The organism is Pseudarthrobacter sp. NPDC059871 (assembly GCF_042731175.1).
Taxonomy (GTDB): Bacteria; Actinomycetota; Actinomycetes; order Actinomycetales; family Micrococcaceae; genus Arthrobacter.
This window is the reverse complement of record NZ_JBHWJV010000003.1, coordinates 128,479-154,987: the sequence shown is the minus strand read 5'-3', so window position 1 is coordinate 154,987 and position 26,509 is coordinate 128,479. Positions and strand designations below refer to the sequence as shown.

The 26,509-nt window shown below is 67.3% G+C and carries 26 protein-coding genes; 11 read left to right on the top strand and 15 right to left on the bottom strand.

The window, feature by feature from the left end:
- Window positions 1-21 precede the first annotated feature (21 nt).
- From ACFV4R_RS05835 to ssd, 7 genes are all read right to left on the bottom strand, one after another.
- A complete protein-coding gene (locus tag ACFV4R_RS05835; protein ID WP_377201508.1) occupies window positions 22-387 on the bottom strand; it encodes an Rv3654c family TadE-like protein in 366 nt (121 codons plus the stop codon).
- Entirely contained in the window at window positions 384-845 is a 462-nt protein-coding gene (locus ACFV4R_RS05830; protein WP_377201509.1) for a TadE family type IV pilus minor pilin, read from the bottom strand. The genes ACFV4R_RS05835 and ACFV4R_RS05830 overlap by 4 nt, the downstream gene beginning before the upstream one ends.
- Complete coding sequence (locus ACFV4R_RS05825) at window positions 842-1,186, bottom strand: DUF4244 domain-containing protein (RefSeq protein ID WP_377201510.1); 345 nt, start codon at window positions 1,184-1,186, stop codon at window positions 842-844. The genes ACFV4R_RS05830 and ACFV4R_RS05825 overlap by 4 nt, the downstream gene beginning before the upstream one ends.
- 176 nt (window positions 1,187-1,362) lie before the next feature.
- Entirely contained in the window at window positions 1,363-1,971 is a 609-nt protein-coding gene (locus ACFV4R_RS05820) for a type II secretion system F family protein (RefSeq protein WP_377201511.1), read from the bottom strand.
- Window positions 1,968-2,783, bottom strand: coding sequence for a hypothetical protein (locus ACFV4R_RS05815; RefSeq protein WP_377201512.1), 816 nt, complete (start codon window positions 2,781-2,783; stop codon window positions 1,968-1,970). Before ACFV4R_RS05815 ends, ACFV4R_RS05820 begins: the two co-directional genes overlap by 4 nt.
- Window positions 2,780-4,078, bottom strand: a complete 1,299-nt coding sequence (locus ACFV4R_RS05810) for a TadA family conjugal transfer-associated ATPase (RefSeq protein WP_377201513.1) — start codon at window positions 4,076-4,078, stop codon at window positions 2,780-2,782. The genes ACFV4R_RS05815 and ACFV4R_RS05810 overlap by 4 nt, the downstream gene beginning before the upstream one ends.
- Entirely contained in the window at window positions 4,075-5,274 is a 1,200-nt protein-coding gene (gene ssd, locus ACFV4R_RS05805) for a septum site-determining protein Ssd (RefSeq protein WP_377201514.1), read from the bottom strand. The genes ACFV4R_RS05810 and ssd overlap by 4 nt, the downstream gene beginning before the upstream one ends.
- Window positions 5,275-5,403: 129 nt before the next feature.
- On the opposite strand from ssd, the gene ACFV4R_RS05800 reads away from it, so the two are divergent.
- Together ACFV4R_RS05800 and ACFV4R_RS05795 are read left to right on the top strand one after the other, a co-directional pair.
- Window positions 5,404-7,131 (top strand): bifunctional 3'-5' exonuclease/DNA polymerase, encoded by a 1,728-nt coding sequence (locus ACFV4R_RS05800; protein WP_377201515.1) that lies wholly within the window; start codon window positions 5,404-5,406, stop codon window positions 7,129-7,131.
- A 169-nt stretch (window positions 7,132-7,300) separates the two neighbouring features.
- Window positions 7,301-7,492, top strand: coding sequence for a DUF1508 domain-containing protein (locus ACFV4R_RS05795; protein ID WP_056078207.1), 192 nt, complete (start codon window positions 7,301-7,303; stop codon window positions 7,490-7,492).
- Between the two features lie 74 nt (window positions 7,493-7,566).
- Here ACFV4R_RS05795 and ACFV4R_RS05790 read toward each other — a convergent pair whose 3' ends face one another.
- The 3 genes from ACFV4R_RS05790 to ACFV4R_RS05780 all read right to left on the bottom strand — a co-directional run bounded on the left by ACFV4R_RS05790 (window position 7,567) and on the right by ACFV4R_RS05780 (window position 10,527).
- On the bottom strand, window positions 7,567-8,244 hold the full coding sequence (locus ACFV4R_RS05790) for an NUDIX hydrolase (RefSeq protein WP_377201516.1): 678 nt from the start codon (window positions 8,242-8,244) through the stop codon (window positions 7,567-7,569).
- 16 nt (window positions 8,245-8,260) lie between these two features.
- Window positions 8,261-9,055, bottom strand: coding sequence for an endonuclease III (gene nth, locus ACFV4R_RS05785; RefSeq protein ID WP_377201517.1), 795 nt, complete (start codon window positions 9,053-9,055; stop codon window positions 8,261-8,263).
- Between the two features lie 68 nt (window positions 9,056-9,123).
- Window positions 9,124-10,527, bottom strand: coding sequence for a hypothetical protein (locus ACFV4R_RS05780; RefSeq protein WP_377201518.1), 1,404 nt, complete (start codon window positions 10,525-10,527; stop codon window positions 9,124-9,126).
- A 402-nt stretch (window positions 10,528-10,929) separates the two neighbouring features.
- On the opposite strand from ACFV4R_RS05780, the gene acs reads away from it, so the two are divergent.
- The 5 genes from acs (at window position 10,930) to ACFV4R_RS05755 (ending at window position 17,362) form a co-directional block, all read left to right on the top strand.
- Window positions 10,930-12,954 carry an acetate--CoA ligase gene (acs, locus tag ACFV4R_RS05775; protein ID WP_377201519.1) on the top strand — a complete coding sequence of 675 codons (2,025 nt, stop codon included), beginning with the start codon at window positions 10,930-10,932 and terminating at the stop codon, window positions 12,952-12,954.
- Between the two features lie 207 nt (window positions 12,955-13,161).
- Window positions 13,162-14,472, top strand: a complete 1,311-nt coding sequence (locus ACFV4R_RS05770; protein ID WP_172830004.1) for an ABC transporter substrate-binding protein — start codon at window positions 13,162-13,164, stop codon at window positions 14,470-14,472.
- A 137-nt stretch (window positions 14,473-14,609) separates the two neighbouring features.
- Window positions 14,610-15,581, top strand: coding sequence for a carbohydrate ABC transporter permease (locus ACFV4R_RS05765; protein ID WP_377201520.1), 972 nt, complete (start codon window positions 14,610-14,612; stop codon window positions 15,579-15,581).
- Window positions 15,578-16,501, top strand: a complete 924-nt coding sequence (locus tag ACFV4R_RS05760) for a carbohydrate ABC transporter permease (protein WP_377201521.1) — start codon at window positions 15,578-15,580, stop codon at window positions 16,499-16,501. The genes ACFV4R_RS05765 and ACFV4R_RS05760 overlap by 4 nt, the downstream gene beginning before the upstream one ends.
- Window positions 16,502-16,558: 57 nt before the next feature.
- Window positions 16,559-17,362: a DeoR/GlpR family DNA-binding transcription regulator gene (locus tag ACFV4R_RS05755; RefSeq protein WP_377201522.1), complete on the top strand. Its 804-nt coding sequence runs from the start codon at window positions 16,559-16,561 to the stop codon at window positions 17,360-17,362.
- Window positions 17,363-17,371: 9 nt separating this feature from the next.
- Here ACFV4R_RS05755 and ACFV4R_RS05750 read toward each other — a convergent pair whose 3' ends face one another.
- On the bottom strand, window positions 17,372-18,400 hold the full coding sequence (locus tag ACFV4R_RS05750) for a LacI family DNA-binding transcriptional regulator (RefSeq protein ID WP_377201523.1): 1,029 nt from the start codon (window positions 18,398-18,400) through the stop codon (window positions 17,372-17,374).
- Window positions 18,401-18,474: 74 nt separating this feature from the next.
- Between ACFV4R_RS05750 and aroQ the strand changes: the two genes are divergently transcribed.
- On the top strand, window positions 18,475-18,936 hold the full coding sequence (gene aroQ, locus ACFV4R_RS05745; protein WP_377201524.1) for a type II 3-dehydroquinate dehydratase: 462 nt from the start codon (window positions 18,475-18,477) through the stop codon (window positions 18,934-18,936).
- A gap of 16 nt (window positions 18,937-18,952) precedes the next feature.
- Here aroQ and ACFV4R_RS05740 read toward each other — a convergent pair whose 3' ends face one another.
- Window positions 18,953-20,137 carry a MarP family serine protease gene (locus ACFV4R_RS05740; RefSeq protein ID WP_377201525.1) on the bottom strand — a complete coding sequence of 395 codons (1,185 nt, stop codon included), beginning with the start codon at window positions 20,135-20,137 and terminating at the stop codon, window positions 18,953-18,955.
- Window positions 20,138-20,357: 220 nt separating this feature from the next.
- Here ACFV4R_RS05740 and ACFV4R_RS05735 point away from each other — a divergent pair, with 220 nt between their 5' ends.
- Window positions 20,358-21,035 (top strand): Crp/Fnr family transcriptional regulator, encoded by a 678-nt coding sequence (locus ACFV4R_RS05735; protein ID WP_009359192.1) that lies wholly within the window; start codon window positions 20,358-20,360, stop codon window positions 21,033-21,035.
- A 372-nt stretch (window positions 21,036-21,407) separates the two neighbouring features.
- Here ACFV4R_RS05735 and ACFV4R_RS05730 read toward each other — a convergent pair whose 3' ends face one another.
- Genes ACFV4R_RS05730 through ACFV4R_RS05720 form a run of 3 tightly spaced genes read right to left on the bottom strand, consistent with a single transcriptional unit; the run spans window position 21,408 to window position 23,024 of the window.
- On the bottom strand, window positions 21,408-22,319 hold the full coding sequence (locus ACFV4R_RS05730) for an NUDIX hydrolase (protein WP_377201526.1): 912 nt from the start codon (window positions 22,317-22,319) through the stop codon (window positions 21,408-21,410).
- Between the two features lie 14 nt (window positions 22,320-22,333).
- Window positions 22,334-22,867, bottom strand: a complete 534-nt coding sequence (locus ACFV4R_RS05725; protein ID WP_015938334.1) for a RidA family protein — start codon at window positions 22,865-22,867, stop codon at window positions 22,334-22,336.
- A 1-nt stretch (window position 22,868) separates the two neighbouring features.
- Window positions 22,869-23,024, bottom strand: coding sequence for a DUF4177 domain-containing protein (locus tag ACFV4R_RS05720; protein ID WP_011693223.1), 156 nt, complete (start codon window positions 23,022-23,024; stop codon window positions 22,869-22,871).
- Between the two features lie 37 nt (window positions 23,025-23,061).
- On the opposite strand from ACFV4R_RS05720, the gene ACFV4R_RS05715 reads away from it, so the two are divergent.
- Window positions 23,062-25,377: a transglycosylase domain-containing protein gene (locus tag ACFV4R_RS05715; RefSeq protein ID WP_377201527.1), complete on the top strand. Its 2,316-nt coding sequence runs from the start codon at window positions 23,062-23,064 to the stop codon at window positions 25,375-25,377.
- Window positions 25,378-25,383: 6 nt separating this feature from the next.
- Complete coding sequence (locus ACFV4R_RS05710) at window positions 25,384-26,328, top strand: metallophosphoesterase (RefSeq protein WP_377201528.1); 945 nt, start codon at window positions 25,384-25,386, stop codon at window positions 26,326-26,328.
- Window positions 26,329-26,509: the final 181 nt, after the last annotated feature.

Here is a 26,509-nt window from a genome sequence, read left to right as displayed (position 1 = left end):
CCGGCTCGCACCGCAGACAGCCTAGGGCGGCGGTCCGGCACGTGCGCGCCCGGTTGCCGCGCCCAGCATCGATCGTTCCTGCAGTTCCGTCCGGACTTCCAGGGTCTGCCCGGGGCCCTCTACGCAGCTGAGGACCCGTGCCGCGTGCCGGGATGCGACGTCGTTGGCCACGGCGCAGGGCTCGCCTGCCGAGATTCCGCGCAGGGCGTCTGCCCCTGCGAGCGCTGCCAGATCCGCGGCCGACGCGGCACGGCTGGCCTGCACTGCTGACTGGGCCAGCAGCATCACCAGCACGGCTGCCATCAGGACCACCAACGCCAGCCCGGCCGCGAGGATGGTGCCGGATCCCCGTTCCCGGTTGTCGCCAACCAGCCGGCCCGCTGTCACCTGTTTCCCTTTCCGTCAGTGAGGCCGCTGCTCACTGCGGGCGCACCGGCCGTGCGCTCCGCTCGGGTGGACGCCCGGGCAGTGAGGGTCCACGGGATGGATGTTCCCAGCGGGCCTCCCACGCGGTCCGTCACGGTGACGTTGAACCATTCGCCCTCGGCTACCACCGTGGCGGCTGCTGTTCCACCCGCGAGGGTGCGGACGGTCTGCGCCACGGTGGCAGGGTCTTCGCCCCTGGCCAGGGCCCTGGCGCCGGACCGTGCCCCCTCTTCGATCCGCAGCTGCGTGACGCCGGCGGCGGCTCCCGCCAGGAGCATGGCCAGCAGGGCCACCACAACGGGAAGGGTGACGGCGAACTCGGCTGTGACCGCACCCCGGCACGCAGCCGCAGTATTCGCCCGCTGCGGAGCGGCTCCCCGTGCGTCCGGGACACCCGCCACGGCCGGCGCAGCTGTCACGGCAACGCCAGCGCCGTACGGATCAGGTTCAGCAGGAACCCCCGGACTTCATCGCTGCGGAGGATGAAGACCAGCAGGCCCGCGAATCCGACAGCGGCGAGGGTGGCGATGGCGTACTCGGCGGTGGCCATTCCGGCTTCCGACCCCATCAGCCGGACGGAACGCCGCTGGCGGCGGGACGTACCGGACCCGGGCCGCAGCTCCACGACGTTGGCCGGCAGGGTGCTGTCCCGTGCACGGCCGATGGACTGTGGCCCACCGGCGCTGCGGCCTGTGGGAGCGGGCCGGGCGGCGAGTGCGGACGTGCCGGCAAAGGTGTGACGGTGGTGGTTCATGGACATGTGGTTCTTCCTTCCGTAGGGCCGGAGGTTCTTCCGGCTGGTGATGACTCTTCCGGCGCGGGCGGCGGCCGGTAAGGTCCCTGTTTTGGTAAGTGGATAAGCAGTGGCGGCCAGCCGCTGTGGAGGACTGGACAGCGGGCTCCGGCCCGGGGGCCGCTGGACCCCCGTTGCCGCCGTCAGGAGCCCGAGGGCACCAGGGCCAGCAGCACGGGGACCACGCCGAGGCAGATGAAGGCAGGGAGCGAACACAGTCCCAGCGGAATGACGAGCTTGACGCCCAGCGACGCGGCACGCTTTTCGGCGGCCCGGAACCGTTCCCGGCGGAGCCTGGCCGCCTGGGCATAGAGGATGGCCGACGACGGCGCGCCGGTCAGCGCAGCGAAGCCCAGTGCATCCCGCAACTCGAGGATGTCGGGCTGGCGGACGGCGGAGCTGCGCCAGGCCGTTTCCCAGTCGGCACCGATGGCCAGGGCCGAAACCACCGGCCGCAGTGATTCGCTGTACTTCGCCGAGGCGGACAAGGAGACCAGTTCCAGGGCGCGGCCGATGCTGGAACCGGCGTCGAGCATGGCCGCCACGAGTTCCAGCATCATGGCGGTGTCAGCAAGGCCGGGTCCGGCCCGGTTGCGGAGCTCCGGGATTGTTGACGTGCGCCCCGGGCCCGGGCCGTGCAATTCCAGGGTGCGGAGCCGTGCCCGGGCCCTGCCGCGTCCGGCGCAGGCAAGGAACGCTGCGGCGGCAAGGACGGCGAACAGCCCCAATGCCGCGATGCAGGCGCCCGTCACAGCTTCCCGGTTCCTGCGGCAGTTGCCACCAGGCGCGAGGACCAGAGCCTGCCGGCAACTGTCAGGGCCGCGCCGCCCAGCAAGGCAGCCAGGCCAAGGGGCGTACCCAACAGCATGGCAAGCGGGTCAACGCCCAGTGCCATCCCGAGCCCCAGGCCCATCAACGGCAGCCAAGTCAGCAGCGTGACCGTGGCTTTGGGGCCGGCCAGGGCAGTCTGGCGCGCCGCGTCCGCGTCGGCCTCCACCTCGAGCTGGGCCGCAAAGCGGGTGAGCACATCAGCGAGGGGGCATCCGCTGGCCTCGGCGATATCAAAGCAGGCTGCCAGCTCGGACCAGATCCTTGCCTCCCGGCACCCGCCGGAAAACACCTCCGGCAATGCCCGCCTGATGGCCGCTGACACCGGTGTGCCACGCGCCGCGGCACCGCGTGCTGTGGCCAGGAGGGCCAGGGAACCGTCCGACAGCCCAGCCTTGGGCGGACCGGCAGCGGCATCCCCCGCGGATGGTTGCGGGACGTCCGTTCCATAAACGATCCAGAGTTCGTCCCACAGCCTGGCGGGCGTCCGGCCGCCCTTGAGCAGCGCAGCCAGCTGCTGCACCAGGACGGTCAGGGGTGACCCCGCCGGTGCGTTCTTTCCCGACACCCTATGTCCACGGCGCGAGAGTGGTCTGGGAGCGGGCCTGCCCATCAGATTGGATGCCCGGGCGGGCGGCCCGCCCGCGGCACGGCGGAGCCGCGCGGCAGCACCCCGTGGCGGCTTGAGCAGCAGCAGCGCCGCCAGGGAAAGGGTAAGCGCCAGCAGGACAATCACCGGATGTCCTCCGGGTCAATGCCGAGCCGCGCGGCCAGCGCCGGCCACGCGGGCCCGGCGACACCGGCCGCAGTTTCCAGGGCCGGCACTACCGTCAGCCCCTCCGGAGAATCGACGAAAACACCGATGCACGTGACTTCGCGTCCCCGGGGCGTCCGTTCGACGTGGATGGCCACGTCCAACGCGCTGGCTGCCTGGAGCCGCACGCCGTCCGGACTCATCCCTGCCAGCGCACCGAGTGCCGTGAGCCTGGCCGGAACCGAGGCCGCTGTGTTGGCATGGATGGTGCCGCCTCCGCCGCTGTGGCCTGTATTCATGGCGGTGAGGAGCTCCCGGACCTCGGCGCCGCGGCACTCACCCACCACCAGCCTGTCGGGGCGCATGCGCAGGGCCTGCCGTACCAGTTCGCCCAGGTCCACTTCGCCGCCCCCTTCCAGGTTTCCGTGCCTGGACTCCAGGGAAACGATGTGCGGGTGGACAGGATTCAGTTCCGAGGCGTCCTCGATGAGGACGAGCCGCTCCCCCGCCGCACACAGCCCCAGCAGCGTTGATAGCAGGGTGGTCTTTCCGGAGCCGGTGGCGCCGCTGACCAGGAAGCTCAGCCTTTGCTCCACAACCTTCGCCAGTACGTCCCGGACCGGCCGGCTGAACATGCCTCCTGCCTGCAGCTCGTCCATGCCGAAAACGTGCTCGCGCCTGATGCGGATACTCAACAGGGTCCCCGCGGTGGAGACGGGCGGCAAGACAGCGTGGACACGATAGCCGCCCGGCAGGCGGACATCAACGCAGGGCGACCCGTCGTCCAGCCGCCTCCCGCCCGCCGCCACAAGCCTGCAGGCGAGCGCGCGCAGCTGGGATTCGCCCTCGAATGCCACTGCCACACGCTCGATGCCGCGCCCCCGGTCCACCCAAACGGAGTCCGGAGCATTAGCGAAGATGTCCGTCACGGCGGGGTCCCGGGTGAGCTCCTGCAGGGGACCCAATCCGTTCAGCTCCGCGCTGATCCGTTCCACTGCGGCCAGCGCTCCCGCAGTTCCCAGCAGCTTTCCGGTGGCCTGGACCGCGGCGGCCACCCGGGACGGAGTCACAGCCCCGGCCTCGGCCATCATCGTTTCGCGTACCGATTCCAGCAGGCCCGCATCGACAGGACGGCCCCGGGCCTGGGTCCCGCCCGGGTGGGGTCCGCGCCGCTGCCCTTCCAGGATCCGGGCACTTCGCCGGGACCGTGGCGGAAGCGCGGAAACATCGGGAGGTGCCGCAACAGCCCCGGATGCCTCCCTGTCGCCCGGGGTCATACCGGTTCTCCCACGGGCAGCCCGTCACCGAGGGAATCGAGCACCGTGCCGGCGAAGCGCCGCACGCTGCGCCGCCTGCCAATATCCAGGAGCCTGCCGGATTCCACGGCAGCAGCCATGCCCCGCAGTTCGGGCATCCGGCCCAGGACGGGAAGCCCGATGGCGTCGGCGAGGAGCGGGCCGTCAATGGCAGCCCCCGGTTTGCCCCGCACCAGCACCGACGCTTCCACGGGCGGGAATTCCTGCAGCAACCGCACCGCCGCAACCGCAGCCTTTAGCTGGGCCGGGACCACCACAAAGATGCGGTCGCAGTCCCAGGCGAACGTCTTCAGCGGCTCGGCCCGGCGGCCGATATCCACCACCACGAGTTCGTAACCCCGCCGGGCAGCGTCCAGGACACCGGCGGCAGCGGGGGCTGCCACCTGATCGGGCTGTTCGCGGCTGGCGGGCCAGGACAGGAACGAGAAACCCCCGGACACAGGCAGGGAGTCGGCCAGCTGGAGGGGGTCGATGCTGCCCCGGGCGTCGGACAGGTCCGGCCAGCGCAACCCCGGGTAGTCCTCGGCGGCGATGGCCAGTTCCAGCCCGCCGCCCCAGGGATCGCCATCCACCAGCAGTACACGCGCACCCATGCCCGCCGCTGCCTGCGCAATCCAGATGGCCGCCGTGGTGGCGCCCGCACCGCCGCAGCCGCCGGTCACGCCGAGAACCAGGCCACCGGGCCCCGGCGTCCGTGACCGGCTCAGATGGTCAGCCAGCCAGGCAGCGGCATCCGGGAGCACGGCCACGCGTTCGGCTCCAAGCGCGGCGGCCAGATGCCACAGGCTGTCTCCTTCACCGTCCAGGCCGACAAGGACGGCAGGCGCCCGCCGCCGGGGTAGCAGCTCCCGGATGTCACTGCCCACCAGCACCGCCGCCGCCCCGTCCCAGTGACGGCCGCCCTCTGCGGCATCCAGGGCCACGCGCAGGCGTCCGCCGGCGGCAGCAACAATCCGTTCCACCTCGGAGCGGAGGAAAGCCGACGCCGTCACCAGCAGCACTTCCCCGGATGCGTCAGGCAGCCACGCGTCAGTGGACCCGTCCGCTGGTCCGGCGGGTGCACGCGACGAAGGTGCCGGCGGGGAGCCCGGGACATCGCCGCCGGACCCAACAGTGCCCTGCCCCGGCGGTGGAGGAAGTATCTGGTGCCTGCTCATGGAGCCACTCTCCACGCCGCGGCGGCGGCAGGTAAGGTCCGCCGGCGGCTATGTGGATAAGGCTGATGTGGGGCTGGGTGAGGTGTACCGCCGTACGGAAGCGTCCCGCCAAGCGTGCACAATTGGAGCATGTATGTCCTGCTCGCCGCCCACCCCTCCGGGGCCGCGCTGCAGGAACTCACCCAGGCAGGCGAACCCGAGCCGGCCAATCCCGGAGTCCGCGTCGTCAGCACCGGCGACCTTCCCGCCGTCGTCCGCCAGCTGGAAAGCGGCCCCACGCCGCCCCGTTGGATCTGGCACCGAACCCAGGACTGGTACCCGGCGCTGCTGCGGGCCGGCGTGGAACTCGAGCGCTGCTACGACCTCACGCTCTGCGGCAATATCCTGGCCTTTTCGCAGTTCACCGAACACACCGAGTACGCCCGCACGTCGGACAGGACCCCAGTGGACGATACGGTCCTGCCGCCAAAGTCGCTGCTTCCCCCTGCTCCCCCGGCGGACCAGGGCGCCCTGTTCGAGGACCCGGGCAGCGTCCCGCCCCTGCGCCATACCCCGGAAGAGCTGCGGACCGAGTACGCGGCACAGCAGTCCGCCCTGGCCGGTGCCGGCACCGACGGCAGCATGCGCGGCCGCCTGCAGCTGCTGTTGGCCGCTGAATCAGCGGGCGCGATGATCGCCGCCGAGATGCAATACGCCGGGGTGCCGTGGCGGGAGGATCTGCACGAGGAAATCCTGGCTGGCTACCTTGGCCCGCGTCCGCCCGCCGGGCAGCGGCCGCCACGGCTGGAGGCGCTGGCCGGCGATCTGCGGCAACTGCTCGGCTCCCCCACGCTGAACCCGGACTCGCCGCAGGAACTCATCCGCGCCCTGCACCGCAACGGCATCGAGGTGAAGAGCACCAGCAAATGGGAGCTGAAAGACTCTCCCCATCCAGTCATCGGCCCGCTGCTGGAGTACAAGAAACTGTCGCGGCTGCACACGGCGAACGGCTGGTCCTGGCTCGATGCCTGGGTGGCGGGCGGGAGGTTCCGGCCAGAGTACGTGGTGGGCGGCGTAGTGTCCGGCCGCTGGGCGTCGCGGGGCGGCGGCGCACTCCAGATCCCCCGGCAGATCCGTGGTGCCGTGCACGCGGATCCTGGCTACAAGCTGATCGTGGCCGACGCCTCGCAGCTGGAGCCGCGGGTTCTGGTGGCCCTGGCCCGGGACTCGGTCATGGCCGAAGCCGCGCGGGACCAGGACCTTTATGCGGGCATCGCCGCCAAAGGTTTCGGCGGCGACCGCGCCAAAGCCAAGGTGGCCCTGCTCGGGGCGATGTACGGTGCCACGTCCGGCGAATCCGGCCGCCTCATGCCGCAGTTGGCACGGACGTATCCGCGGGCCGTGGACTTCGTGGAACAGGCCGCCCGGGCCGGCGAGGCCGGCGGCACGGTAACCACCCGGCTGGGGCGCAGCAGCCCGCCGCCGTCGGAGCGCTGGTACCAAAGCCAGCGCTCGGCCACCGCTGAGGAACAGCGCCGCGCCGAGTCGATTGCCAGGTCCCGGGGCCGGTTTACCCGCAACTTCGTGGTCCAGGGCTCGGCTGCGGACTGGGCTGCGTGCTGGCTGGCGGAATTACGACGGCGGCTGCGCACCCTCCGCGCGGACGGCACCGGTGCAGGGCCTGGCGGTGGCGGTCCTGAGCTGGTGTTCTTCCTCCACGACGAAGTCATGGTGCACGCCCCGGCGGGCGCGGTGGACGAATGCATCAGGGCGATTGAGGACGCCGCCGGTGCCGCGAAGGACCTCCTGTTCGGTCCCATCCCGGTGGAGTTTCCCGTCAGTGTCGCGGTGGTGGACTCCTACGATCTGGCCAAGTAGGCCTCCAACGCGAACAAGCCAAACCCGGTTTCCTACCCATATGACGGAGAAAGTAACCTACCGGGCAGTAGCTCGACGCACCGCGTGACGCGGATTACAGTCTGTAGCGGCGACTGATGCAGACCGGTCGGACGGCTGATGCGACGACGCACACCAGGGGAGGTCCGGCATGGCGGGCAGATTTGAGATTCACCGGGCAGGAGACGAGTCCTACCGGCTCCGGCTTACGGACGCAGAGGGCAACATTGTTGCCGTTTCACCAAGCTTTAAATCCTTGAACAAGCTGATGGACGGCGTCAACGCAATGCGCGAGAACGCCGCGACAGGAATCGTGGTCGACCTGCGGCAACAGCAGGCCTGACCCATACATAAGGCCTGAAAAGGCCCCAACAACCGGGTGGCCGCGCTCAATGGCGCGCGCGGCCGCCCTAATACCTACACGCTAATGGGGTGCAGCCTGGTGCTGTCCCAGGGCACGGACCAGCCCAGCTGGTCGAAGAGGCCGCTGAGCACAATGCCGGTGAAACCCCACACCACCACGCCGTTCACTGTGAAGGCCGGGCTGTCGAACGAACGCCCGGCCCGGTGGACTGTGGCCATGACCCGGTTGTCCGGGTCGAGCAGATCACGGACGGGGATCCGGAAGACCTGGGCGGATTCTGCATAGTCCATCACGCGCACCGGCGACGGCGACGCCCACCAGCCGAGCACAGGGGTCACCAGGAAGTTGCTGTGGGCCAGGCCGAGCTGCTGCAGGGTGCCCAGGACTTCAACGCCGCCCGAGTCCAGGCCGGTTTCCTCCTCAGCCTCACGGAGGGCTGCCTCCACGGCGGATTCACCCGCATCCAGGCTGCCGCCCGGGAAGGCGACCTGGCCGGGATGCGATCCGAGCGTATGGGCCCGTTCCAGCAGCAGCACGTCGAGATCGGCGGGGGCCAGCGGCTTGCCGGATACCGCGGGGACGTCGTCAAGGGCGCCGAACAGCATCAGGACGGCGGCCCGGCGGGCCAGGCTCGCGTCGACGGTCAGCGCCGCCCACCGCGGGTCCGGGGTGGTGTTGGATCCGGAAGCCGCCCGCCGCGCCAGTCCCAGCAGGTCCTCCCTGGCGCTCACGGGTTTTCCCCGATTTTCAAAGGGGCCGCCGCTGCGACGCCATCCGGATCTCGGCCGCCCGGTGCGTATCAGCCTGCAACTGCTCCAGCAACGCCTCATTGCCCGGCGCGAGCTCATATTTGAGGAGCTTCGCGGCCTTCAACGGATCCAGTTCGCCGAGCCCATAGCTGGGGCACCAGTTGGCCACCGGGCAGGCGCCGCAGGCCGGCTTCCGGGAGTGGCAGACGCGCCTGCCGTGGAATACCACCCGGTGCGAGAGCATGGTCCAGTCCCGCGGCTCGAACAGTTCAGCCACGTCCGATTCAACCTGCACAGGATCGTCCGACTGCGTCCAATTAAACCGCCGGGCCAGCCGCCCGAAGTGGGTGTCCACGGTGATGCCGGGGATGCCGAAGGCGTTGCCCAGGACCACGTTGGCAGTTTTGCGCCCCACGCCGGGGAGCGTGACCAGGTCCTCGATCCGGCCGGGGACCACGCCGTCGTACTCGTCCACCAGGCGGGTGGCAAGGGCCAGCAGGTTCCGGGACTTGGCCCGGAAGAACCCGGTGGGCTTGAGGATCTCCTCGAGCACGGCCGGGTCCGCTTCGGCCATGGCACGGGCGTCCGGGTAGCGTCCGAAGAGCACCGGCGTGACCAGGTTGACGGTGACGTCGGTGGTCTGGGCTGAAAGGACCGTGGCCACCAGCAGCTCAAACGGGTTGGTGAAGTCCAGTTCCGCGTGGGCGTAAGGGTACTTTTCCGCCAGCGCACGGTTGATCCGCCGGGCACGCCGCTTCAGGGCCAGAGCCGACTCGGACGAAACCACCGGCATCCCTGCAGCCTGCCCAGCGGGCACAGCCTGCCCGCCCTTTCCGGCGGCCCGCGGCGCGGCCATGGGGGCTAGCCGCGCTCGATGTTGCTGAGGTCGCGGAGGACTCCCAGGCGTCCGTCGGTGTGCTGCACCAGGAACTCGTGTCCGCGGTCTTCCAGGGCCAGGACCCAGCCGCCGGGCTCGATGACGAAAGCGGGGGAACCGCTGTGCGGATCGAACGCGGTACGGTGCTGTGCCACGGCAAACCAGAAGGCCTCGTGGACGGGGTGTTCGTCCTCGGCATCGTGGCTCGACGGATCGACGGTGGCGCCGATCGGTTCTTCGACCCGGACCTGCTGGTGCACAGCGGTGGCGGCCGGCGGCTCCCACGTGCGCTGCGGAGCGGAGGCAGCCGGGGAACTGCCGGCGTCGTGCGTTGCCGCCTGCTGGCCGGCAGGGGTGGCGGGAACGTTGGCGCGCTGCGTTTCCTCTGCGGCCGGTGCTGCAGCAGGGCGGACGACGTCGGCGGCCTGGGTTGGCGGGCCGGCGTCCACCTCGGGAGCGTGGTCGGCTGCTTCGGGCGCGGTGGATACGGGAGTGCCTGCAGCTGCTCCTGCCGGAGCCGGAGCCGCGGTGGGAACGGCAGCTGTGGCGGGTGCCACGGCGTCCGCCGGGCGTGCTGCCGGTGTGGTGGCTGCCGCCGGCGCGTGGTGCGAAGGCTCAGGCGCATGGTGCGAAGACCCTGGCGTTACTGCGGAGGATCCGGCCCCGGCCCCGCCGAACAGCTTGCCGCCCAGCCGGGACTTGGGGGTGGCTTCATGCTTGTGGTGGGAGTCCGCTTCCGGGTGGGAGACCGTCTTGGCTGCCGCCTCAGGCTTGGGCTGCTTCGGTGCACGGGGCGCCGGTGCGGGTACTGCGGACTCGCGGGCCGCCACGTGTGCCGGCGCTTCGGCGCGGCCCAGGAAGTCGCTGGAGAGATAGGGCACGAACCGGCCCAGGACGGTGGCGACGAACAGGATGATGGAACCGATCAGGCCCACCAGCAGGCTGGGAACATAGGCCCCGGCAACGGAGATGAAGAAGAACGCCACTGCGAAGCATGCGGACACCGAGGCGAACTGGTCAATGGAGAGGGAGCCCACCCGGATCTTTGTGGCGGGCGCCAACCGGCGGGCGGCGAACAGTGCGCTGACAATCAGCGGCAACAGGATTCCGAGGCCCAGGAAGAAGAGGTTGTTCAGGTTCCACAGGTTGTAGCGTGCGCCGAAGATGGGCAGCAGCGAAGCAACGAACAGGACGATAGTGGCGACGAAGACGGTCAGGTCCCGCACGGTGAAGGGGCCAAGCACTGCCTGGTTGGAATCCTTGGCGAGGCGGAACGGCGTCCCGGCGCCGTGAGGCGCGGCCTGCTGGCCTGCCCCGGCGGCGCCGGTCTGGCCGGCACCCGTTTCCGTGGCGGGGCCGGTTTTCTGGCCGTAGCTGGGCTGGTTCATTCTGCTCTCCTTAGCATGGCGGCACGGAACCGGCCTGGGCCGATCCTCGATGTGCCGTCGAAACACCGTTCCCCGGCCGGGCCCGGAGCCCGGCCCGCGGGCCCGAAGTAAAGTCACAATTTCATTTCAGCCTAGTCAACAGCCCGGCTGATCACTAGCTGAAACCGCGGCAGGGGGACCTCCCCGGACTGCCACGGAAACCATTCACCGCACAAAAAATGCCGCTTACGGGCACAACTGTGACAAGGCACACAAGGCCGCGCCGGCAAGAGTTAGGGTGTATTCCGGAACAGCTCTTTGCGGTATGTCCGTGATCGGCCAGTGCCCGGTGTCGTGCTTGCGGCCCTGCACGGCCGTGGCCTGCATCCCGCGCAGCAAAGATCGATGAATGATGAGGTTCACATGTCCCAGGACACTCCAAGCTCCACGGCCACCGTTCCCGCTGCCCCGGCAGGACAGGGTGCACAGCAGGGCGACGCGTTCGAAAACCTGCTGCATGAGACCAGGACCTTCCCGCCCACGCCGGAGTTCGCCGCCAACGCAGTGGCCAAGGCCGGCGATTATGCGGAGGCCGACGCCGGCCGGCCGGCGTTCTGGGCGAAGCAGGCCCGGGAGCTGCTCACCTGGAGCAAAGACTTCGGCGAAGCCCTTGACTGGTCCAACCCGCCGTTCGCCAAGTGGTTCGTGGGCGGCGAAGTCAACGCCGCGTACAACGCGCTGGACCGGCATGTGGAAAACGGCCTTGGCGACCGCGTCGCCATTTATTTCGAAGGTGAACCGGGTGACAGTCGCAGCTACACCTACGCCGAGCTGACCGAGGAAGTGAAGAAGGCCGCGAACGCGTTCGAGTCCCTCGGCGTGTCCAAGGGCGACCGCGTGGCCGTCTACCTTCCCATGATCCCCGAGGCAGTCATCACGCTGCTCGCCTGCGCACGGATCGGCGCGGTCCACTCCGTGGTGTTCGGCGGCTTCTCGGCCGACGCCCTCCGCTCACGCATCGACGATGCCGAGGCCAAGCTGGTGGTCACCGCTGACGGAACGTACCGACGCGGCAAGCCGAGTGCGCTGAAGCCGGCCGTGGACGAAGCGTTATCCCAAGGGGAAGACGCAGCTGGGCACACGGTGCAGAACGTGGTGGTGGTCAAACGTAACGGCCAGGACGTGGACTGGCACGAGGGCCGCGACCACTGGTGGGATGAAACCGTCGGTGAAGCGTCTGCCGAGCACACCGCCGTCGGGCATGACTCCGAGCACCCGCTGTTCATCCTGTACACCTCCGGCACCACCGGCAAGCCCAAGGGCATCCTGCACACCACCGGCGGGTACCTCACCCAGACCGCGTACACGCACAAGGCGGTGTTCGACCTGCACCCGGAGACGGACGTGTACTGGTGCACGGCCGACGTCGGCTGGGTCACCGGGCATTCCTACGTCACCTACGCACCGCTCATCAACGGCGCCACGCAGGTCATGTACGAGGGCACCCCGGACTCACCGCACCAGGGCCGCTGGTGGGAGATCGTGGAAAAGTACAAGGTTTCCATCCTTTACACGGCCCCCACCGCCATCCGGACGTTCATGAAGTGGGGCCGGGAGATCCCGGACAAGTACGACCTGTCCTCCATCCGGGTCCTCGGCTCGGTGGGCGAATCCATCAACCCCGAAGCCTGGATGTGGTACCGGAAGGTCATCGGCGCAGACAAGGCGCCCATCGTGGACACCTGGTGGCAGACCGAGACCGGCGCCCAGATGATCGCCCCGCTGCCCGGCGTCACCGCCACCAAGCCGGGCTCCGCCCAGGTGCCGCTGCCGGGCATCGCCGTGGACGTGGTGGACGAGATGGGTCAGTCCGTGCCGGACGGGCATGGCGGGTTCCTGGTGATCCGTGAGCCCTGGCCGGCCATGCTCCGCGGCATCTGGGGCGATCCTGAACGGTTCAAGGACACCTATTGGTCCCGCTTCGAGACCATGTACTTCGCCGGGGACGGCGCCAAGAAGGACGAGGACGGCGACATCTGGCTCCTCGGCCGCGTGGATGACGTCATGAACGTCTCCGGGCACCGCCTCTCCACCACGGAAATCGAGTCCGCCCTGGTCTCCCACCCCGCCGTGGCCGAAGCCGCAGTGGTGGGCGCCTCGGACGAGACCACCGGTCATGCCGTCGTGGCCTTCGTCATCCTCCGCGGCGACGCCGTGAACAACGGCGACGAAACCGTCCAGGAACTCCGGAACCACGTGGGCAAGGAAATCGGCCCCATCGCCAAGCCCAAGAACATCCTGGTGGTCCCGGAACTGCCCAAGACCCGGTCCGGCAAGATTATGCGGCGCCTGCTCAAGGACGTGGCCGAAGGCCGCGACCCGGGTGATGCCACCACCTTGGCCGATCCCACGATCATGCAGCAGATTGCGCAGTCGCTCAGAAAGTAACACCGGCTTAGTATTTGTCGCAGCACCGGCGGATGGCTCCGTTTACCCCGTATTTCCGGGATAAACGGGGCCATCCGACGTTTGTGACGATTCAAAAATAACAATTGCAAAAGTGTTATTAAGCGTTCTTCCATGTTCTGTTTTGCGAGGTTATAGTCGTACTGATGTGAGGTGCCTCACATGCTGCTATTACTCAAGGGAGAGAACATGGCTTCACCGTTTGATGCGTCCGCAACTGCCTTCCCGAGCAGGCGGAGCATCCTCAAGACCGCCGGCGTTGGCGCTGCCAGCCTGGCCGGCATCCCGTTCCTCGCAGCCTGCACCGGCGGCAGCGCACCGTCCGCAACAGGTACCGATTCCGGCGGACTGACCTTCGGCTCCGGCTCCTCCGACGACGTGCCCAAGCGGGCCTACCAGGCAGTCACCGATGCTTTTACGGCCAAGACCGGCAAGAAGGTCACCACCAACACGGTCCCCCACAACGACTTCCAGAACAAGATCAACTCCTACCTCCAGGGCTCCCCGGATGACACCTTCACCTGGTTTGCCGGTTACCGGATGCAGTACTACGCCGGCAAGGGGCTCCTGGCTCCCATCGACGACGTCTGGGAAACCATCGGCGCGAACTACTCCGACGCCCTGAAGAAAGCCTCCACCGGACCCGACGGCAAGCTGTACTTCGTCCCCAACTACAACTACCCGTGGGGGTTCTTCTACCGGAAGAGCCTGTGGGCCGAGAAGGGGTACGAGGTTCCGGAAACCTTTGACGCCCTCAAGACCCTCGCCGCCAAGATGAAGGGGGACGGCATCATCCCCATCGGCTTCGCGGACAAGGACGGCTGGCCCGCCATGGGCACGTTCGACTACATCAACATGCGGCTGAACGGCTACCAGTTCCACGTGGACCTGTGCGCACACAAGGAATCCTGGGACCAGCAGAAGGTCAGCGCCGTCTTTGACACCTGGTCGGCGCTGCTGCCGTTCCAGGATCCCGGGGCCCTCGGCCAGACCTGGCAGGATGCCGCCAAGTCACTTGAGTCCAAGAAGACCGGCATGTACCTGCTGGGCTCGTTCGTCACCCAGCAGTTCACCGATGCGGCGGTTCTGGCCGACATCGACTTCTTCGCCTTCCCGGAGATCGCCATGGAGGGCCGGGACGCCGTCGAAGCCCCCATTGACGGCCTCCTGCTCTCCAAGAAGGGCGGCGAGAACAAGGCGGCGCGGGACTTCATGGCGTACCTGGGCACACCCGAGGCGCAGGACGCCTACGCCGCAGTGGATGCCTCCAATATCGCCACTGCCAAGGGGACCGACACCTCCAAATTCAGCCCGCTGAACAAGAAGTGTGCCGAAACCATTGCGGATGCGAAGTACATCAGCCAGTTCTTCGACCGTGACGCGTTGCCGGCCATGGCCAACAACGTGATGATTCCCGCCCTCCAGAGCTTCATCAAGGACGGCAAGATGGACGTCAAAAACCTCGAGGCGCAGGCCAAGACCCTCTACGCCGCGCAGTAGCCGCCCACAGCACACCGGCACCGCAGCACTGCAGGACGGACGACGGCGGCGCACGCCCGCCGTCGTCCGTTCCCTTCCAGCGTCCCCACCCAGCAGCACCGCCCCAGCGGCGTCCCACCAGCAGAGGGAAGATTTCCATGAGCAGCACCGCGCAAGAATTGATCCCGCCGGAAGCGCAGGAACCCGGCGGCGGCCGGATCGGCCGGACCAGGGGCGGCCGGGTCCGCCGCCTGACCGGCCGGGACAAAGTGGTCCTGTCGCTGATGGTGGGCATCCCCACCCTGATTGAGCTGGCCCTGGTGTGGCTGCCGACGCTGATGTCCATCGGGCTCAGCTTCACCCGGTGGAACGGGCTGGACCTGGCCGATATCCGTCCCGCCGGCACCGAAAACTACCAGTACATCACCCAGGACTACCCGCCCTTCTGGCCGGCCGTCCAGCACAACCTCATGTGGCTCCTCTTCCTGGCCCTGATCGCTACGCCGCTCGGGCTGCTGCTTGCGGTGCTGCTGGACCAGAACATCCGCGGCAGCAAGATCTACCAGAGCATCTTCTTCGCTCCCGTGATGCTCTCCCTGGCCCTCATCGGCATCATCTGGCAGCTGTTCTACCAGCGCGACAACGGCCTCCTGAACTTCCTCCTCGGCACTGCGGGGACGCCGCAGGCCGTCGACTGGTTCGGGGACTCGTCCGTGAACATCTGGGCCGCCATGATCGCGGCCACCTGGCGGCACGCCGGCTACGTCATGCTCCTGTACTTGGCCGGCCTGAAGGGCGTGGACCCCAGCCTGCGGGAGGCGGCCTCCATTGACGGCGCCAATGCCGTGCAGACCTTCTTCCGGGTGGTGTTCCCGGCCATGCGCCCCATCAACATCGTCATCGTGGTGATCACCATCATCGAATCCCTGCGGGCCTTCGACGTGGTGTACGTGATCAACCGCGGCACCAACGGCCTGGAGATGCTCAGCGCCCTGGTGATCCAGAACCTCGTCGGCGAAGGCCAGGTGATCGGCGTCGGGTCCGCCCTGGCGGTGGTCCTGCTGGTCATCTCCCTCGTCCCCATCGTCTTCTACCTCAGCCGCACCTTTGGCAAGGAGAACAGAGTATGAGCACCACCCCAGCACCCACGGTCCGCACCGGCCGGGCCACGGCAGCTGCCGCTCCGCGCACCGGCAGCCGGCCCAAACGCCACTACGGCACGCATATCTTCCTGCTGGTCATGGCGGTGATGTGGCTGGTTCCCCTGGGCTGGTCGCTGTACACGGCGCTCCGCCCGGTGGCCTCCACGAACGAACACGGGTACTTCAGCTTCGCCGGTGACTTCAACTTCGATAACTTCGCGCAGGCCTGGACCCAGGGCGGGTTCGCCACCTACTTCTGGAACTCCGTCATCATCACCGTCCCCGCCGTGCTGCTGACCCTGTTCCTGGCGTCCCTCATGGCCTTTGCCGTCAGCCGGGTGAGCTGGAAGTTCAACGTCACCCTGCTCATCATGTTCACCGCCGGCAACCTGTTGCCCCCGCAGGTCCTTGCCGCGCCGCTGTTCGAAATGGCCAAGCATTTCGAAGTGCCGTACTCGTTCAGCGATTCCGGGAACATGCTGAACACCTACATCATCGTCATCGCCGTCAACACCGCCTTCCAGATGGGTTTCTGCACGTTCGTGCTGTCCAACTACATGAAGGCCCTCTCGGCGGACCTCACGGAGGCGGCGCTGGTGGACGGCGCCGGCATCTGGCGGCAGTACCGGGAAATCATCATGCCGCTCTGCCGGCCGGCCTTCGCAGCCCTCGGCACCCTCCAGGTCATCTTCATCTACAACGACTACTTCTGGCCGCTGATCTTCATCCAGAGCGGCAACCGGCTCCCGATCACCACGGCCATCAACAACCTGCAGGGCGAGTTCCTGAGCAACTACAACCTCCTGGCGGCGGGGGCGGTGATCACCGTCATCCCCACGCTGGTGATCTACCTGCTCCTGCAGCGCCAGTTTGTTGCGGGCCTGACTCTTGGTTCCAGCAAGGGGTAGACCATCATGGAAGGTGACGGGGAGACCGCTCCCCCACCGCAGCACGAAAGGATCTCCATGCTCCCCGCAGCACGCCACCAGGCAATAGTGGACGTCGTCCAGCGCGAACGGGTTGTCCGCGTCTCAGACCTCGCCCAGCAACTGGGCGTCTCGCTGATGACGGTCCGCCGGGACATCGAACTGCTGGAGGAGGGCGGCAAGCTGGAGCGCATCCACGGCGGCGCCAAGCTGCCCGGCGATGCCAGCACCCACGAGCCCGGCTTCGAGCAGAAGTCCACCCAACTGACAGCGGAGAAGCGGGCCATTGCGGTGGAGGCGGCGGCGCTGGTCCAGGAGGGCATGGCGGTAGGGCTGAGCGCCGGGACCACCACGTGGGCGCTTGCCAAGGAACTGGTCAACGGGCCGCCCATCACGGTGGTCACCAACTCGGTGCGCATCGCCGACCTGTTCCACCACGCCGCCTCCACGGGCCCGGCCCGCTACAGCTCCACGGTGATCCTGATTGGCGGCCAGCGCACGCCCTCGGATGCCCTGGTGGGACCCATCGCCACGAGCGCGCTCAAGCAGCTGCACCTGGACCTGCTGTTCCTGGGTGTCCACGGCATGGACTCGGCAGCCGGGTTCACCACCCCCAACCTCCTGGAAGCCGAGACGGACCGGGCCTTTGTGGCCGCAGCCCGCAGGACCGTGGTGCTGGCGGACCACACCAAATGGGGCGTACTGGGCATCAGTTCCATTGCGTCACTGGAGGACGTGGACGAGGTCATCAGCGATCCCGGGCTCGGTTCCGATGCGCAGCGTGTCCTGCAGGACAGGGTTGGCAGGCTGCGGCTCGCGCCCGCCCTCGGCCAGCCGGCGTAGGGCAGATACTCAGGGGCAGCCGCAGGATTGGCGGACCTGGAGGTCGGCGGGGAAGATGAGGTGTTCGGGGGTGTTGCCCCGGCCGGTGCCGATCAGGGCGTTGACCGCGGCTTCGGCCATGGCCTGTGCCGGTTGCCTGACCGTAGTCAGGGGCGGCCAGCTGTACTCCGCTTCCGCCGACCCGTCGAAGGACGCCAACGCCATATCCTCCGGCACGGACAGGCCCGCCTCATGCAGCGCCCGCAGGATCCCCACGGCCTGCAGGTCCGACGTCGCAAAAATAGCCGTAGGACGCTCCGCCCCGGCCAACAGGCGCTTCCCCGCAGCGTACCCGCCCTCCCGCGTGAACGGCGTCCGCACAATCGGCCCCTCCGGCAGGCCCGCCCCGGCCAGGGCCTGCAACCAGCCCTCCTCACGGCCGTCATAGTAATTGCCCGTGTTCGTCCCCATCGCCAACGCGATCCGCGTATGCCCGTGACCGATCAGGTGCTCCACGGCAGCCCGCGCACCGGCCACCAGATCCACCCCCACACTGTTGAACCCCGGAGCCTCGGCACTGTGGTTCAACAACACCACCGGGACCTCCGCCGACTCAAAGTCCGCCGCCCCGGGTTCCATCAGCACACTCGAGACGATGACACCATCCACCTGCCGCGCCGCAAGGTTACGGACGTTCCGGCGCTCCTTGGCCACATTCCCGTCCGAATTGGTCAGCACCAGGGCATACCCCAACTCGGCCGCGGCCTCTTCCACCGCGTGGGCCAGCAACGAAAAGAACGGATTGCTGTTATCCGGAATGACCAGCCCGATGGTCTCACTCGAGCCCAGCTTCAACGCCCGCGCCGCAGCATTGGGCCGGTACCCCAACCGCCGGATAGCATCCTGGACCTTCGCCTCAGTAGCCGGCGCCACCCGCTTCGGACCACCATTGACCACATAACTCACCACGGCAGTACTGACCCCGGCAAACCGCGCAACATCCTTACGCGTCACAGGCCCCCGAGGCCCCGGCACAGCCGACATGGTCATGGAGTACATGCTAGCTCCAGGCCCGGCAGGATAAGGCACGTAAGAATGCACGGCACGCCGGGCCAGCCGATAGATTGGCAGGCATGACTGAAGCCTCCACCCCGGACACCGGCCGCGGCACCATCCTGGTAATCAACGGCCCCAACCTGAACCTCCTGGGCACCCGGGAGCCTGAAAAGTACGGCACCTCGACGCTCGCCGATGTGGAGCAGCTGGCGCGCTCAGCAGCCGGTGCGCATGGGTTCGCCGTGGAATGCGTCCAGTCCAACCATGAAGGCGTCCTGCTTGACGTCATCCATGCCGCTCGCGAAACGGCGGCGGGCATCGTCATCAACGCCGGCGCCTTCACGCACACTTCCGTGGCACTGCGTGACGCACTCGCCGCCGTGCAGCTTCCCGCCGTCGAGGTCCACATCACCAACGTGCACCAGCGCGAGGAGTTCAGGCACCACTCCTACCTGTCGCCCGTGTGCGCCGCCGTCATTGTGGGCGCGGGCGTTACCGGGTACCGGCTGGCCATCGACTACCTGGCGGAGACCCTCTAGCTGCTTCGGGAGCCAGTTACTTCTGGATGCACTGGCCGGAGGACACCGGCGCGCTCAGCGAGGATGCCTGCGCGGCCACCGGGTTCAGCTCATCCATGGTGATGGCGAAACCCACGTCCGAGTCGGTTGTGGCCTTGGCGAAGATGACTCCGGCCACCTGGCCGTCCGTGGTGAGCAGCGGGCCGCCGGAGTTGCCCGGCTGCACGTCGCCGGCCAGCCGGTAGATGTCTTCGGGGGCCGGGTTGTTGCCGTAGATATCGGGCACCAGGACGGTGGCGATGTCCTGGACGGTAGCCGGCTTGGACTGGAACGGTCCGCCGTGGGGGTAGCCGGAGAACGCGGCGGGGCTGCCGCCGGGAAGGTCTGCCGAGAGGGACAGCGGCTGCGCAGGCAACCCGTCGACGGCCAGCACCGCGAGGTCGTGCCTGCTGTCGAAGTAGACCACGCGCCCGGGGATGGCATCGCCGTCGGGCATCTCCACCACGGGCTGCGACACGCCCGCCACCACATGCGCGTTGGTGACCACGCGGTCCTCGGACACCACAAAGCCGGTGCCGGTCTGGTTCTGGCCGCACTCGTACGCAGTTCCGGCGATGCGCAGCACCGATGCGGCGGCACGGTTAAGTGCCGGCGTATCCGTGCTGGCATTGGGAACGGGAACATTCGGCCCCTGCCCCAGGCCCTCGATCAGGGTGGGGATGCCGTTGCCGATCACCGTGGAGCGCAGCTGCGCCATGGTGGCCTTGACGGGGATGGGAGTCAGTCCGTCGATGAAGCGGATGACCTTGGATTCGGCCAGCTGCTGGGACACCACCGGCACACCCAGGGAGCTGACGCTGAAAGCCAGCATAGACATCACCAGCGCCGAAACCACCACGTTCACGGCGCCGCCCACCAGCCGGTCCACGGCGCGGAGCGGCCGGATGCGTACGGCGCCCCGGACCTGCCGGCCCACCATGGTGCCCAGGCCGTGGCCCAGCACCACCAGTACGACGGCGGCAGCCACGATGGCGGTCAGCCTCCATCCGGAGTCCGCAACGAAGCCGCTGACCAGCGGGACGGCAAAAAAGGCAGCCACGGCGCCGGCTGCGAAGCCGACCAGGCCGCCAACAGTGACGAGGAAGCCGTTACGCAGCCCGTAGACCAGGTAGGACAGCAACGCCAGGATCAGGATCAGGTCCAGGACAGTCAAGCCGACCACGAAGGCTCCTTATAAACAGTTGAAACCTCATTCTAATGGGGGTCCCTGACAATCATCTGTGACGTCATCCCCGTCACAGCGGGCCTCCCGCCCGGACCCGGGCGGCCCCGTCGCAGGCCGTCTTATAGGCGTTTCGGCTGCCAAGTTCGTCACAGAAGCTTGAAAATTCTGAAACAATGGCAAAAGCGCCACAGACGATACTTTTTACTCAGGAGATTTCATGGACATCGAGGTACTGCGCCGAGCACCACTTTTCGCCACGCTCGACGACGACGCATTCCGTCTGCTGACGGACGAGCTCACCGAGGTGGACCTCTCCCGCGGCGCGTCCGTCTTCCGCGAAGGCGACCAGGGTGACCAGCTCTACTTCATCGTCTCCGGCAAGGTGAAGCTGGGGCGCACGTCGCCCGACGGACGCGAGTCGCTCCTGGCCATCCTTGGGCCGGGCGAGCTTTTCGGCGAAATGGCACTGTTCGACCCCAGCCCCCGCACCGCTACGGCCACCGCCGTTTCCGAGACCCGGCTGGCCGGGCTCAAGAACGAGAGCCTGAACAACCTCCTGCGCACCCGCCCCGAGGTTTCCGCGCAGCTGCTGCAGGCCCTGGCCCGCCGCCTCCGCCGCACCAACGACTCCCTGTCGGACCTCGTGTTCTCGGACGTCCCAGGCCGCGTGGCCAAAGCCCTCCTGGATCTCGCAGACCGCTTCGGCCGTCCCGCCACCGACGGCGTGCTGGTGGCCCACGAACTCACGCAGGAAGAGTTGGCGCAACTGGTGGGCGCCTCACGCGAAACCGTCAACAAGGCCCTGGCCGAATTCGTCCAGCGAGGCTGGCTCCGCCTGGAAGCCCGCGCCGTCGTCATCCTGGACATGCAGCGCCTTCGCCAGCGCTCCCGTTAGGCGCTGCGCACCTCAGCGAAACGGAAAAGGCCGCCCTTCCTCAGTGGAAGGGCGGCCTTTTTGCTCCCGGTTGCCCGGACACGCGCGCTCACTACTAGCGGCATCCCGCCCCACGCGCGCTCACTACTGGCGGCATCCCGCCCGACGCGCGCTCACTACTGGCGGCATCCCACGGAACGCGCGCTCACTACTCTTGAAAGAGTGAGCGCGCGTTCGTGATTTACCCGCCACAAGAGAGCGCGCGTTTGCGATTTGCCCGCCACAAGTGAGCGCGCGTTCGTGATTTACCCGCCACAAGAGAGCGCGCGTTCGGGATTTGCCCGCCACAAGTGAGCGCGCGTTCGTGATTTACCCACCACAAGAGAGCGGGCGTTAGCGTTCGCGCTGGGGGTCGCCGGGGGTGGTCTTCGCGGCTTCCACCTCAAGCATCAGCTGTCCGTCCTCTTCCACGAGGGCCGGCTGGTAGACGTGCGCCTTGCGCTTGTAGCTGAGGTAGGCGATGCAGCCGTTGGCCGACGCCATCTTTTCGAGCATGATTTCGGAGCCCGGCACCAGGAGCTTGCCCAGGGTCCGGCCGGTGGTGTTCTCCTGCCCCGCTTCATCGCCGAGGGCCGTGGTGTTCCGTTGTTCAATGACCTGCGCGGCGTTGACCCAGCGGCCCCAGATGCCCTTGCCATCCAGCAGCGTAGGTTCCTGGCCCATGGGGACCGTGGCCGCGAAATAGCGCGTATCGAACCGGCGGTGCGCGAAGTCGGGGGTGCGCCAGTTGACCAGGGACTTCAGCAGGTCTGTCCGCAGCAGAAGCCCACGCTTGTCCAGGACCTGCGCGAGGGTCTTTTCCTGTTCGGCCACGGCAACGCGGGCACGCATCCACTCGGTGGTGGAGGTGGCCTCGACGGTGCTGGACATGTCCGAGCCGGCCAGCAGGATCCCGGTCTCTTCGAAGAGTTCGCGGATGGCGCCCACCACGTGCCGGCGCGCCAGCCCGACGTCGTCCGTTCCCATCTGCTCAGCCCAGTGCTGGGGTGAGGGGCCCAGCCAGCCCAAGGGATCGTCGTCGGTCGTATCCAGCGATCCGCCGGGAAACGCAAGGACCCCCAGCGGCGAGGAACCCGGCCGGTAAGCCAGCCAGGTTTCCAGGCCGTTGGGGGAATCCCGCAGCAGGACTACAGAGGACGCCAGGCGTGCGGCCCGGGGTGTCCGCTCACCATGTTCAAGCCAGCTCTGCGCTGCTCCAACCAGTTCCTCGGGGAGTGCAAAAAGACGGCGGGCAAGCTGTGGCAAGGAAAGGACCGGTCCTAGCTGAATTCGGCGATCAGTTCGACTTCCACCGGGGAGTCGAGGGGAAGAACGGCAACGCCGACGGCGGAACGGGCGTGCTGGCCGGCGTCGCCGAGGACGCGGCCCAGCAGTTCCGAGGCACCGTTGATCACGGCGGGCTGCCCGGTGAAGGTGGGGTCCGAGGAGACGAATCCCACAACCTTGACGATCCGGGTGATCCGGTCAAGGTCGCCGATGACGCTCTTGACGGCAGCGAGGGCGTTGACCGCGCACACTGCGGCGTACTTCTGGGCGTCTTCGGGGGACACCGTGGGCTCGTCGGCGAACGCTTCAGCGCCGGCGGCCACCTTGCCCGTAGCTTCGAGTTTGCCGTTAATAAACGGCAGCTGGCCGGAGGTGTAGACGTGGTTGCCGGAGATGACGGCAGGAACGTAGGAGGCCACGGGGGCGGCAACCTCGGGAAGCGTCAGGCCGAGCTCGGCCAGGCGCTGCTCAACAGCTGAAACGGGGGCTGATTCCGCGCCGGTGCGGGCTTCTGCGGGGGTGCTCATGCTACTGCTTCTCCCTCTTGAGGTAGGCAACCAGTCCGTTTCCGTCAGGTCCGGTGACGACCTGGACGAGCTCCCAGCCGTCCTCTCCCCACTGGTCCAGGATCTGCTTCGTGGCGTGAATAATGAGCGGAATCGTCGCGTACTCCCATTTGGTCATGAGAGAAAGACTAGTCCTTGCCGGTAAAGTGGAAAACATGGCAACTCGTAAGAACCCCTTATTCGACACTGCCACCACCCTCGGAAAGATCCTCCTTTTCCTTGGCGTGAGTGCTGTCTGCGGTGTCCTGGTGGCCGGCCTCCTGGTGCCGGCCGCTGCCGTATCGGGCAGCGCAGCGAGCGGTTCGATCGAGTTCTTCGACACCCTCCCGGCAGAACTGAAGGTCGATCCGCCCAACCAGACCACCAGGATCCTGGCCGCGGACGGCAGCGAGATTGCCAGCGTCTATACGGAAAACCGCACCAAGGTTGCCCTGGACCAGATCTCCCCGTTCATGAAGGAAGCTGTCATCGCCGTCGAGGACAGCCGTTTCTATGAGCACGGGGGTGTGGACACCACCGGCATCCTGCGTGCCTTGGCTGCCACAGCCCGCGGCAACAAGCAGGGCGCTTCCACCATCACCCAGCAGTACGTCAACAACGTGCTGAACGCCAACCTCGCCGCCGAAGGCAACGAGGACCAGATCAAGCTCAACGGCGTTAACAAGGGCGTGGGCGACAAGCTCCGCGAAATGAAGCTGGCCATTGCCCTCGAAAAGGAGTTCAGCAAGGACCAGATCCTTGAGGGCTACCTCAACATCGTCTTCTTCAACCGCGACGCGTACGGCATCGAAGCCGCCTCGCGGTACTTCTTCAGCACCTCCGCCAAGGACCTGACACTCCCGCAGGCAGCGCTCCTGGCCGGCCTGGTGAACAGCCCCTCAGCTTTCGATCCCATCACCAACCCGGAAAGCTCCAAGCAGCGCCGCGACCTGGTGCTTGGCCTGATGCTGAACCAGGGCAAGATCACCAAGGAAGAACACGACGCCGCAGTGGCCACCCCGGTGGAGCCCAAGGTGACCCAGCCCAAGCAGGGTTGTGCGTACGCTTCCTCCGCCCCCTACTTCTGTGACTACATCCTGCACCTGCTGGAGAACAACCCGGCCTACGGTGCCGAACGGGAAGAGCGCCAGCGCCTCATCTACGGCGGCGGCCTGACCATCACCACCACGCTTGACCCCAAGGCCCAGGCTGTTGCCCAGGACCAGGTCAACGCGTCCGCGGGTGCCAACCCCGACAAGTGGGGCGCCGCACTGGTGTCCGTCCAGCCGAACTCGGGCAAGATCATTTCGATGGCCCAGAACACTACGTTCCTGCCGAACCAGGGGTTCGATTCGCAGCTGAACTTCAACGTGGACCAGATGGACAAGGACGGCAACGACCTCAACGGCATCGGTGGTTTCCAGCCCGGTTCCACCATGAAGCCGTTCACGTTCGCGGAGTGGCTCAATGAGGGCAAGTCCATGAACACCGTGGTCAACGCCGCCCAGCGGGTGTACCCGCTGAGCTTCCCGTGGCGGAACTCCTGCGGCAAGGTAACCGGCGGCTACAGCACCGCGCAGAAGAACGCGGGCCTCGGCACCGCCGACGACCTGCAGAACGCCGAGCCTCAGTGGTACCGGAACCTCTCCGTCTTGGAAGGCCTCTACAACTCCATCAACACGGTCACGTTCGCTTCGGCCGCCCAGCTGGACTTCTGCGGTATCCAGAAGGTGGTTGACGCCGTAGGACTCCACAGCGGCCTGCCGTCGGCAGACGGCTCTGAGCCCAACCCGAAGATCGACATGAACCTGCTGGGCAACCTGCTGGGCTCCACCCAGACGTCGCCGCTGACCATGGCCAGCGCGTTCGCCACGTTCGCCAACGACGGCAAGTACTGCGAGGCCATTGCCATCACGTCCGTGACGGACGCCACGGGCAAGCAACTGCCTGCGCAGTCCACCAACTGCCGTGACGCCATCAAGCCCGAGGTTGCCCGCGGCGTGAACTACGCACTGCAGGAAGTCCTGAACCGCGGTTCCGGTTCGCTGATCCAGCCCCGGATCTCCACGCGCACCAGCTTCCCCATCGGCGCCAAAACGGGTACGTCCAACAACAACGGCTCCACCTGGGTAGTTGGCCACACCACCGGCCTCGCCACCGCCACGTGGTTCGGTGACGCGCTGGGCGCGCAGGGCCGTCCTGGCCAGAACATCACGGTCAACGGCAAGTTCTACCAGGGCATTGACGGGTACATGATTGCCGGGCCGATCTTCTCGAACTACATGTCCCAGATTGCCCCGGGCTACGGCACCGATCCTTTCCCGGCACCGCCGAGCAACCTGGTGAACGGCACCACCCGGAGCACCACTCCGGCCACGTCCGCACCGCAGGCCACGCAGGCACCGTCCGCCCCGGCGGCAAGCCAGCCGGCTCCCCAGCCGAGCAACAACGGCAACGGGAATGGCAACGGCAATGGCAACGGAAGAGACTAGCCAGCCATGACCATGGACACGTTGGTAAGCCGCGCCCGGGCAATCGGGCGCGGCTTTGCCGTAACCGCAGGAGCAGGGACAGCGGCCGGGCTGGCCGCTTTCGGGTACGGCCTGTGGGAGAAGAACCAGTTCGTCCTGCGCGAAGAGACGCTTCCCATCCTTCCCCCCGGCAGGGACCCGTTCCGCATCCTGCACCTCAGCGACATCCACTTCGTTCCTGGCCAGGACAAGAAGGCTGCCTGGCTGGGGCAGCTGGCCACCCTCCGGCCGGACCTCGTGGTGAACACCGGCGACAACCTCAGCCACATCAAGGCTGTGGATCCGCTCCTGGCTGCCCTTAGGCCGCTGATGGAGTTCCCGGGCGTCTTCGTCCCGGGTTCCAACGACTACTTCGCACCCACCCTGAAGAACCCTGCGTCGTACTTGATGGGCCCGTCCAAGGCCAAGCCGAAGCCGGTTGCCCTTGACTGGCCGCGGCTGCGCTCCGGCTTCGGAATGGGCGGCTGGGTGGACCTGACCAACCGGAACCAGTCACTGGTGCTGAACGGCATGCGTTTCGACTTCTCCGGCGTCGACGATCCCCACCTGAACCGGGAACGCTACGCCGGCTGGCCCCGCGGGACACGGAACCAGGATGCCAAGGACCACCTCCGGGTGGCCGTTATCCACGCGCCCTACCAACGGGTGCTGGACCACTTCACGGACGAGGGCGCGGACCTGCTGCTGGCCGGCCACACCCACGGCGGGCAGCTGTGCATCCCCGGCTACGGTGCGCTGGTCTCCAACTGCGACCTCCCCACCTGGCGCGCCAAGGGCCTGAACGATTGGCACAGCAACGGACGTACGACGCCGGTCAACGTCTCCGGCGGCATCGGCACCTCGCGCTTTGCTCCAGTCAGGATCGCCTGCCGGCCCGAGGCCGTCCTGCTGACCCTCACCTCCCCCTCCTGACCCGTTGCCCCATCAGATCGGTCACCCATAAAAGGGTTCTGGCGACTCGAGCTGAAGAGGCAAGAGGGATTACGGAATGCAATAAGTCAGCAAGCTGGCCGATGTGCTCTTGATCCTGTGAATCGTCTCACGTGATGGCATAGGGTAGTTGCTACGGGAAACTACATTCGTTTTAGAGCTT

Coding starts and splice junctions, on each gene's coding strand:
- ACFV4R_RS05825 (WP_377201510.1), bottom strand. CDS start 1,186: ATGTCCATGAACCACCACCGTCACACCTTTGCCGGCACGTCCGCACTC.
- ACFV4R_RS05810 (WP_377201513.1), bottom strand. CDS start 4,078: ATGACCCCGGGCGACAGGGAGGCATCCGGGGCTGTTGCGGCACCTCCC.
- ssd (WP_377201514.1), bottom strand. CDS start 5,274: ATGAGCAGGCACCAGATACTTCCTCCACCGCCGGGGCAGGGCACTGTT.
- ACFV4R_RS05800 (WP_377201515.1), top strand. CDS start 5,404: ATGTATGTCCTGCTCGCCGCCCACCCCTCCGGGGCCGCGCTGCAGGAA.
- ACFV4R_RS05795 (WP_056078207.1), top strand. CDS start 7,301: ATGGCGGGCAGATTTGAGATTCACCGGGCAGGAGACGAGTCCTACCGG.
- nth (WP_377201517.1), bottom strand. CDS start 9,055: ATGCCGGTGGTTTCGTCCGAGTCGGCTCTGGCCCTGAAGCGGCGTGCC.
- ACFV4R_RS05780 (WP_377201518.1), bottom strand. CDS start 10,527: ATGAACCAGCCCAGCTACGGCCAGAAAACCGGCCCCGCCACGGAAACG.
- acs (WP_377201519.1), top strand. CDS start 10,930: ATGTCCCAGGACACTCCAAGCTCCACGGCCACCGTTCCCGCTGCCCCG.
- ACFV4R_RS05770 (WP_172830004.1), top strand. CDS start 13,162: ATGGCTTCACCGTTTGATGCGTCCGCAACTGCCTTCCCGAGCAGGCGG.
- ACFV4R_RS05765 (WP_377201520.1), top strand. CDS start 14,610: ATGAGCAGCACCGCGCAAGAATTGATCCCGCCGGAAGCGCAGGAACCC.
- ACFV4R_RS05760 (WP_377201521.1), top strand. CDS start 15,578: ATGAGCACCACCCCAGCACCCACGGTCCGCACCGGCCGGGCCACGGCA.
- ACFV4R_RS05755 (WP_377201522.1), top strand. CDS start 16,559: ATGCTCCCCGCAGCACGCCACCAGGCAATAGTGGACGTCGTCCAGCGC.
- ACFV4R_RS05750 (WP_377201523.1), bottom strand. CDS start 18,400: ATGTACTCCATGACCATGTCGGCTGTGCCGGGGCCTCGGGGGCCTGTG.
- aroQ (WP_377201524.1), top strand. CDS start 18,475: ATGACTGAAGCCTCCACCCCGGACACCGGCCGCGGCACCATCCTGGTA.
- ACFV4R_RS05735 (WP_009359192.1), top strand. CDS start 20,358: ATGGACATCGAGGTACTGCGCCGAGCACCACTTTTCGCCACGCTCGAC.
- ACFV4R_RS05725 (WP_015938334.1), bottom strand. CDS start 22,867: ATGAGCACCCCCGCAGAAGCCCGCACCGGCGCGGAATCAGCCCCCGTT.
- ACFV4R_RS05720 (WP_011693223.1), bottom strand. CDS start 23,024: ATGACCAAATGGGAGTACGCGACGATTCCGCTCATTATTCACGCCACG.
- ACFV4R_RS05715 (WP_377201527.1), top strand. CDS start 23,062: ATGGCAACTCGTAAGAACCCCTTATTCGACACTGCCACCACCCTCGGA.
- ACFV4R_RS05710 (WP_377201528.1), top strand. CDS start 25,384: ATGACCATGGACACGTTGGTAAGCCGCGCCCGGGCAATCGGGCGCGGC.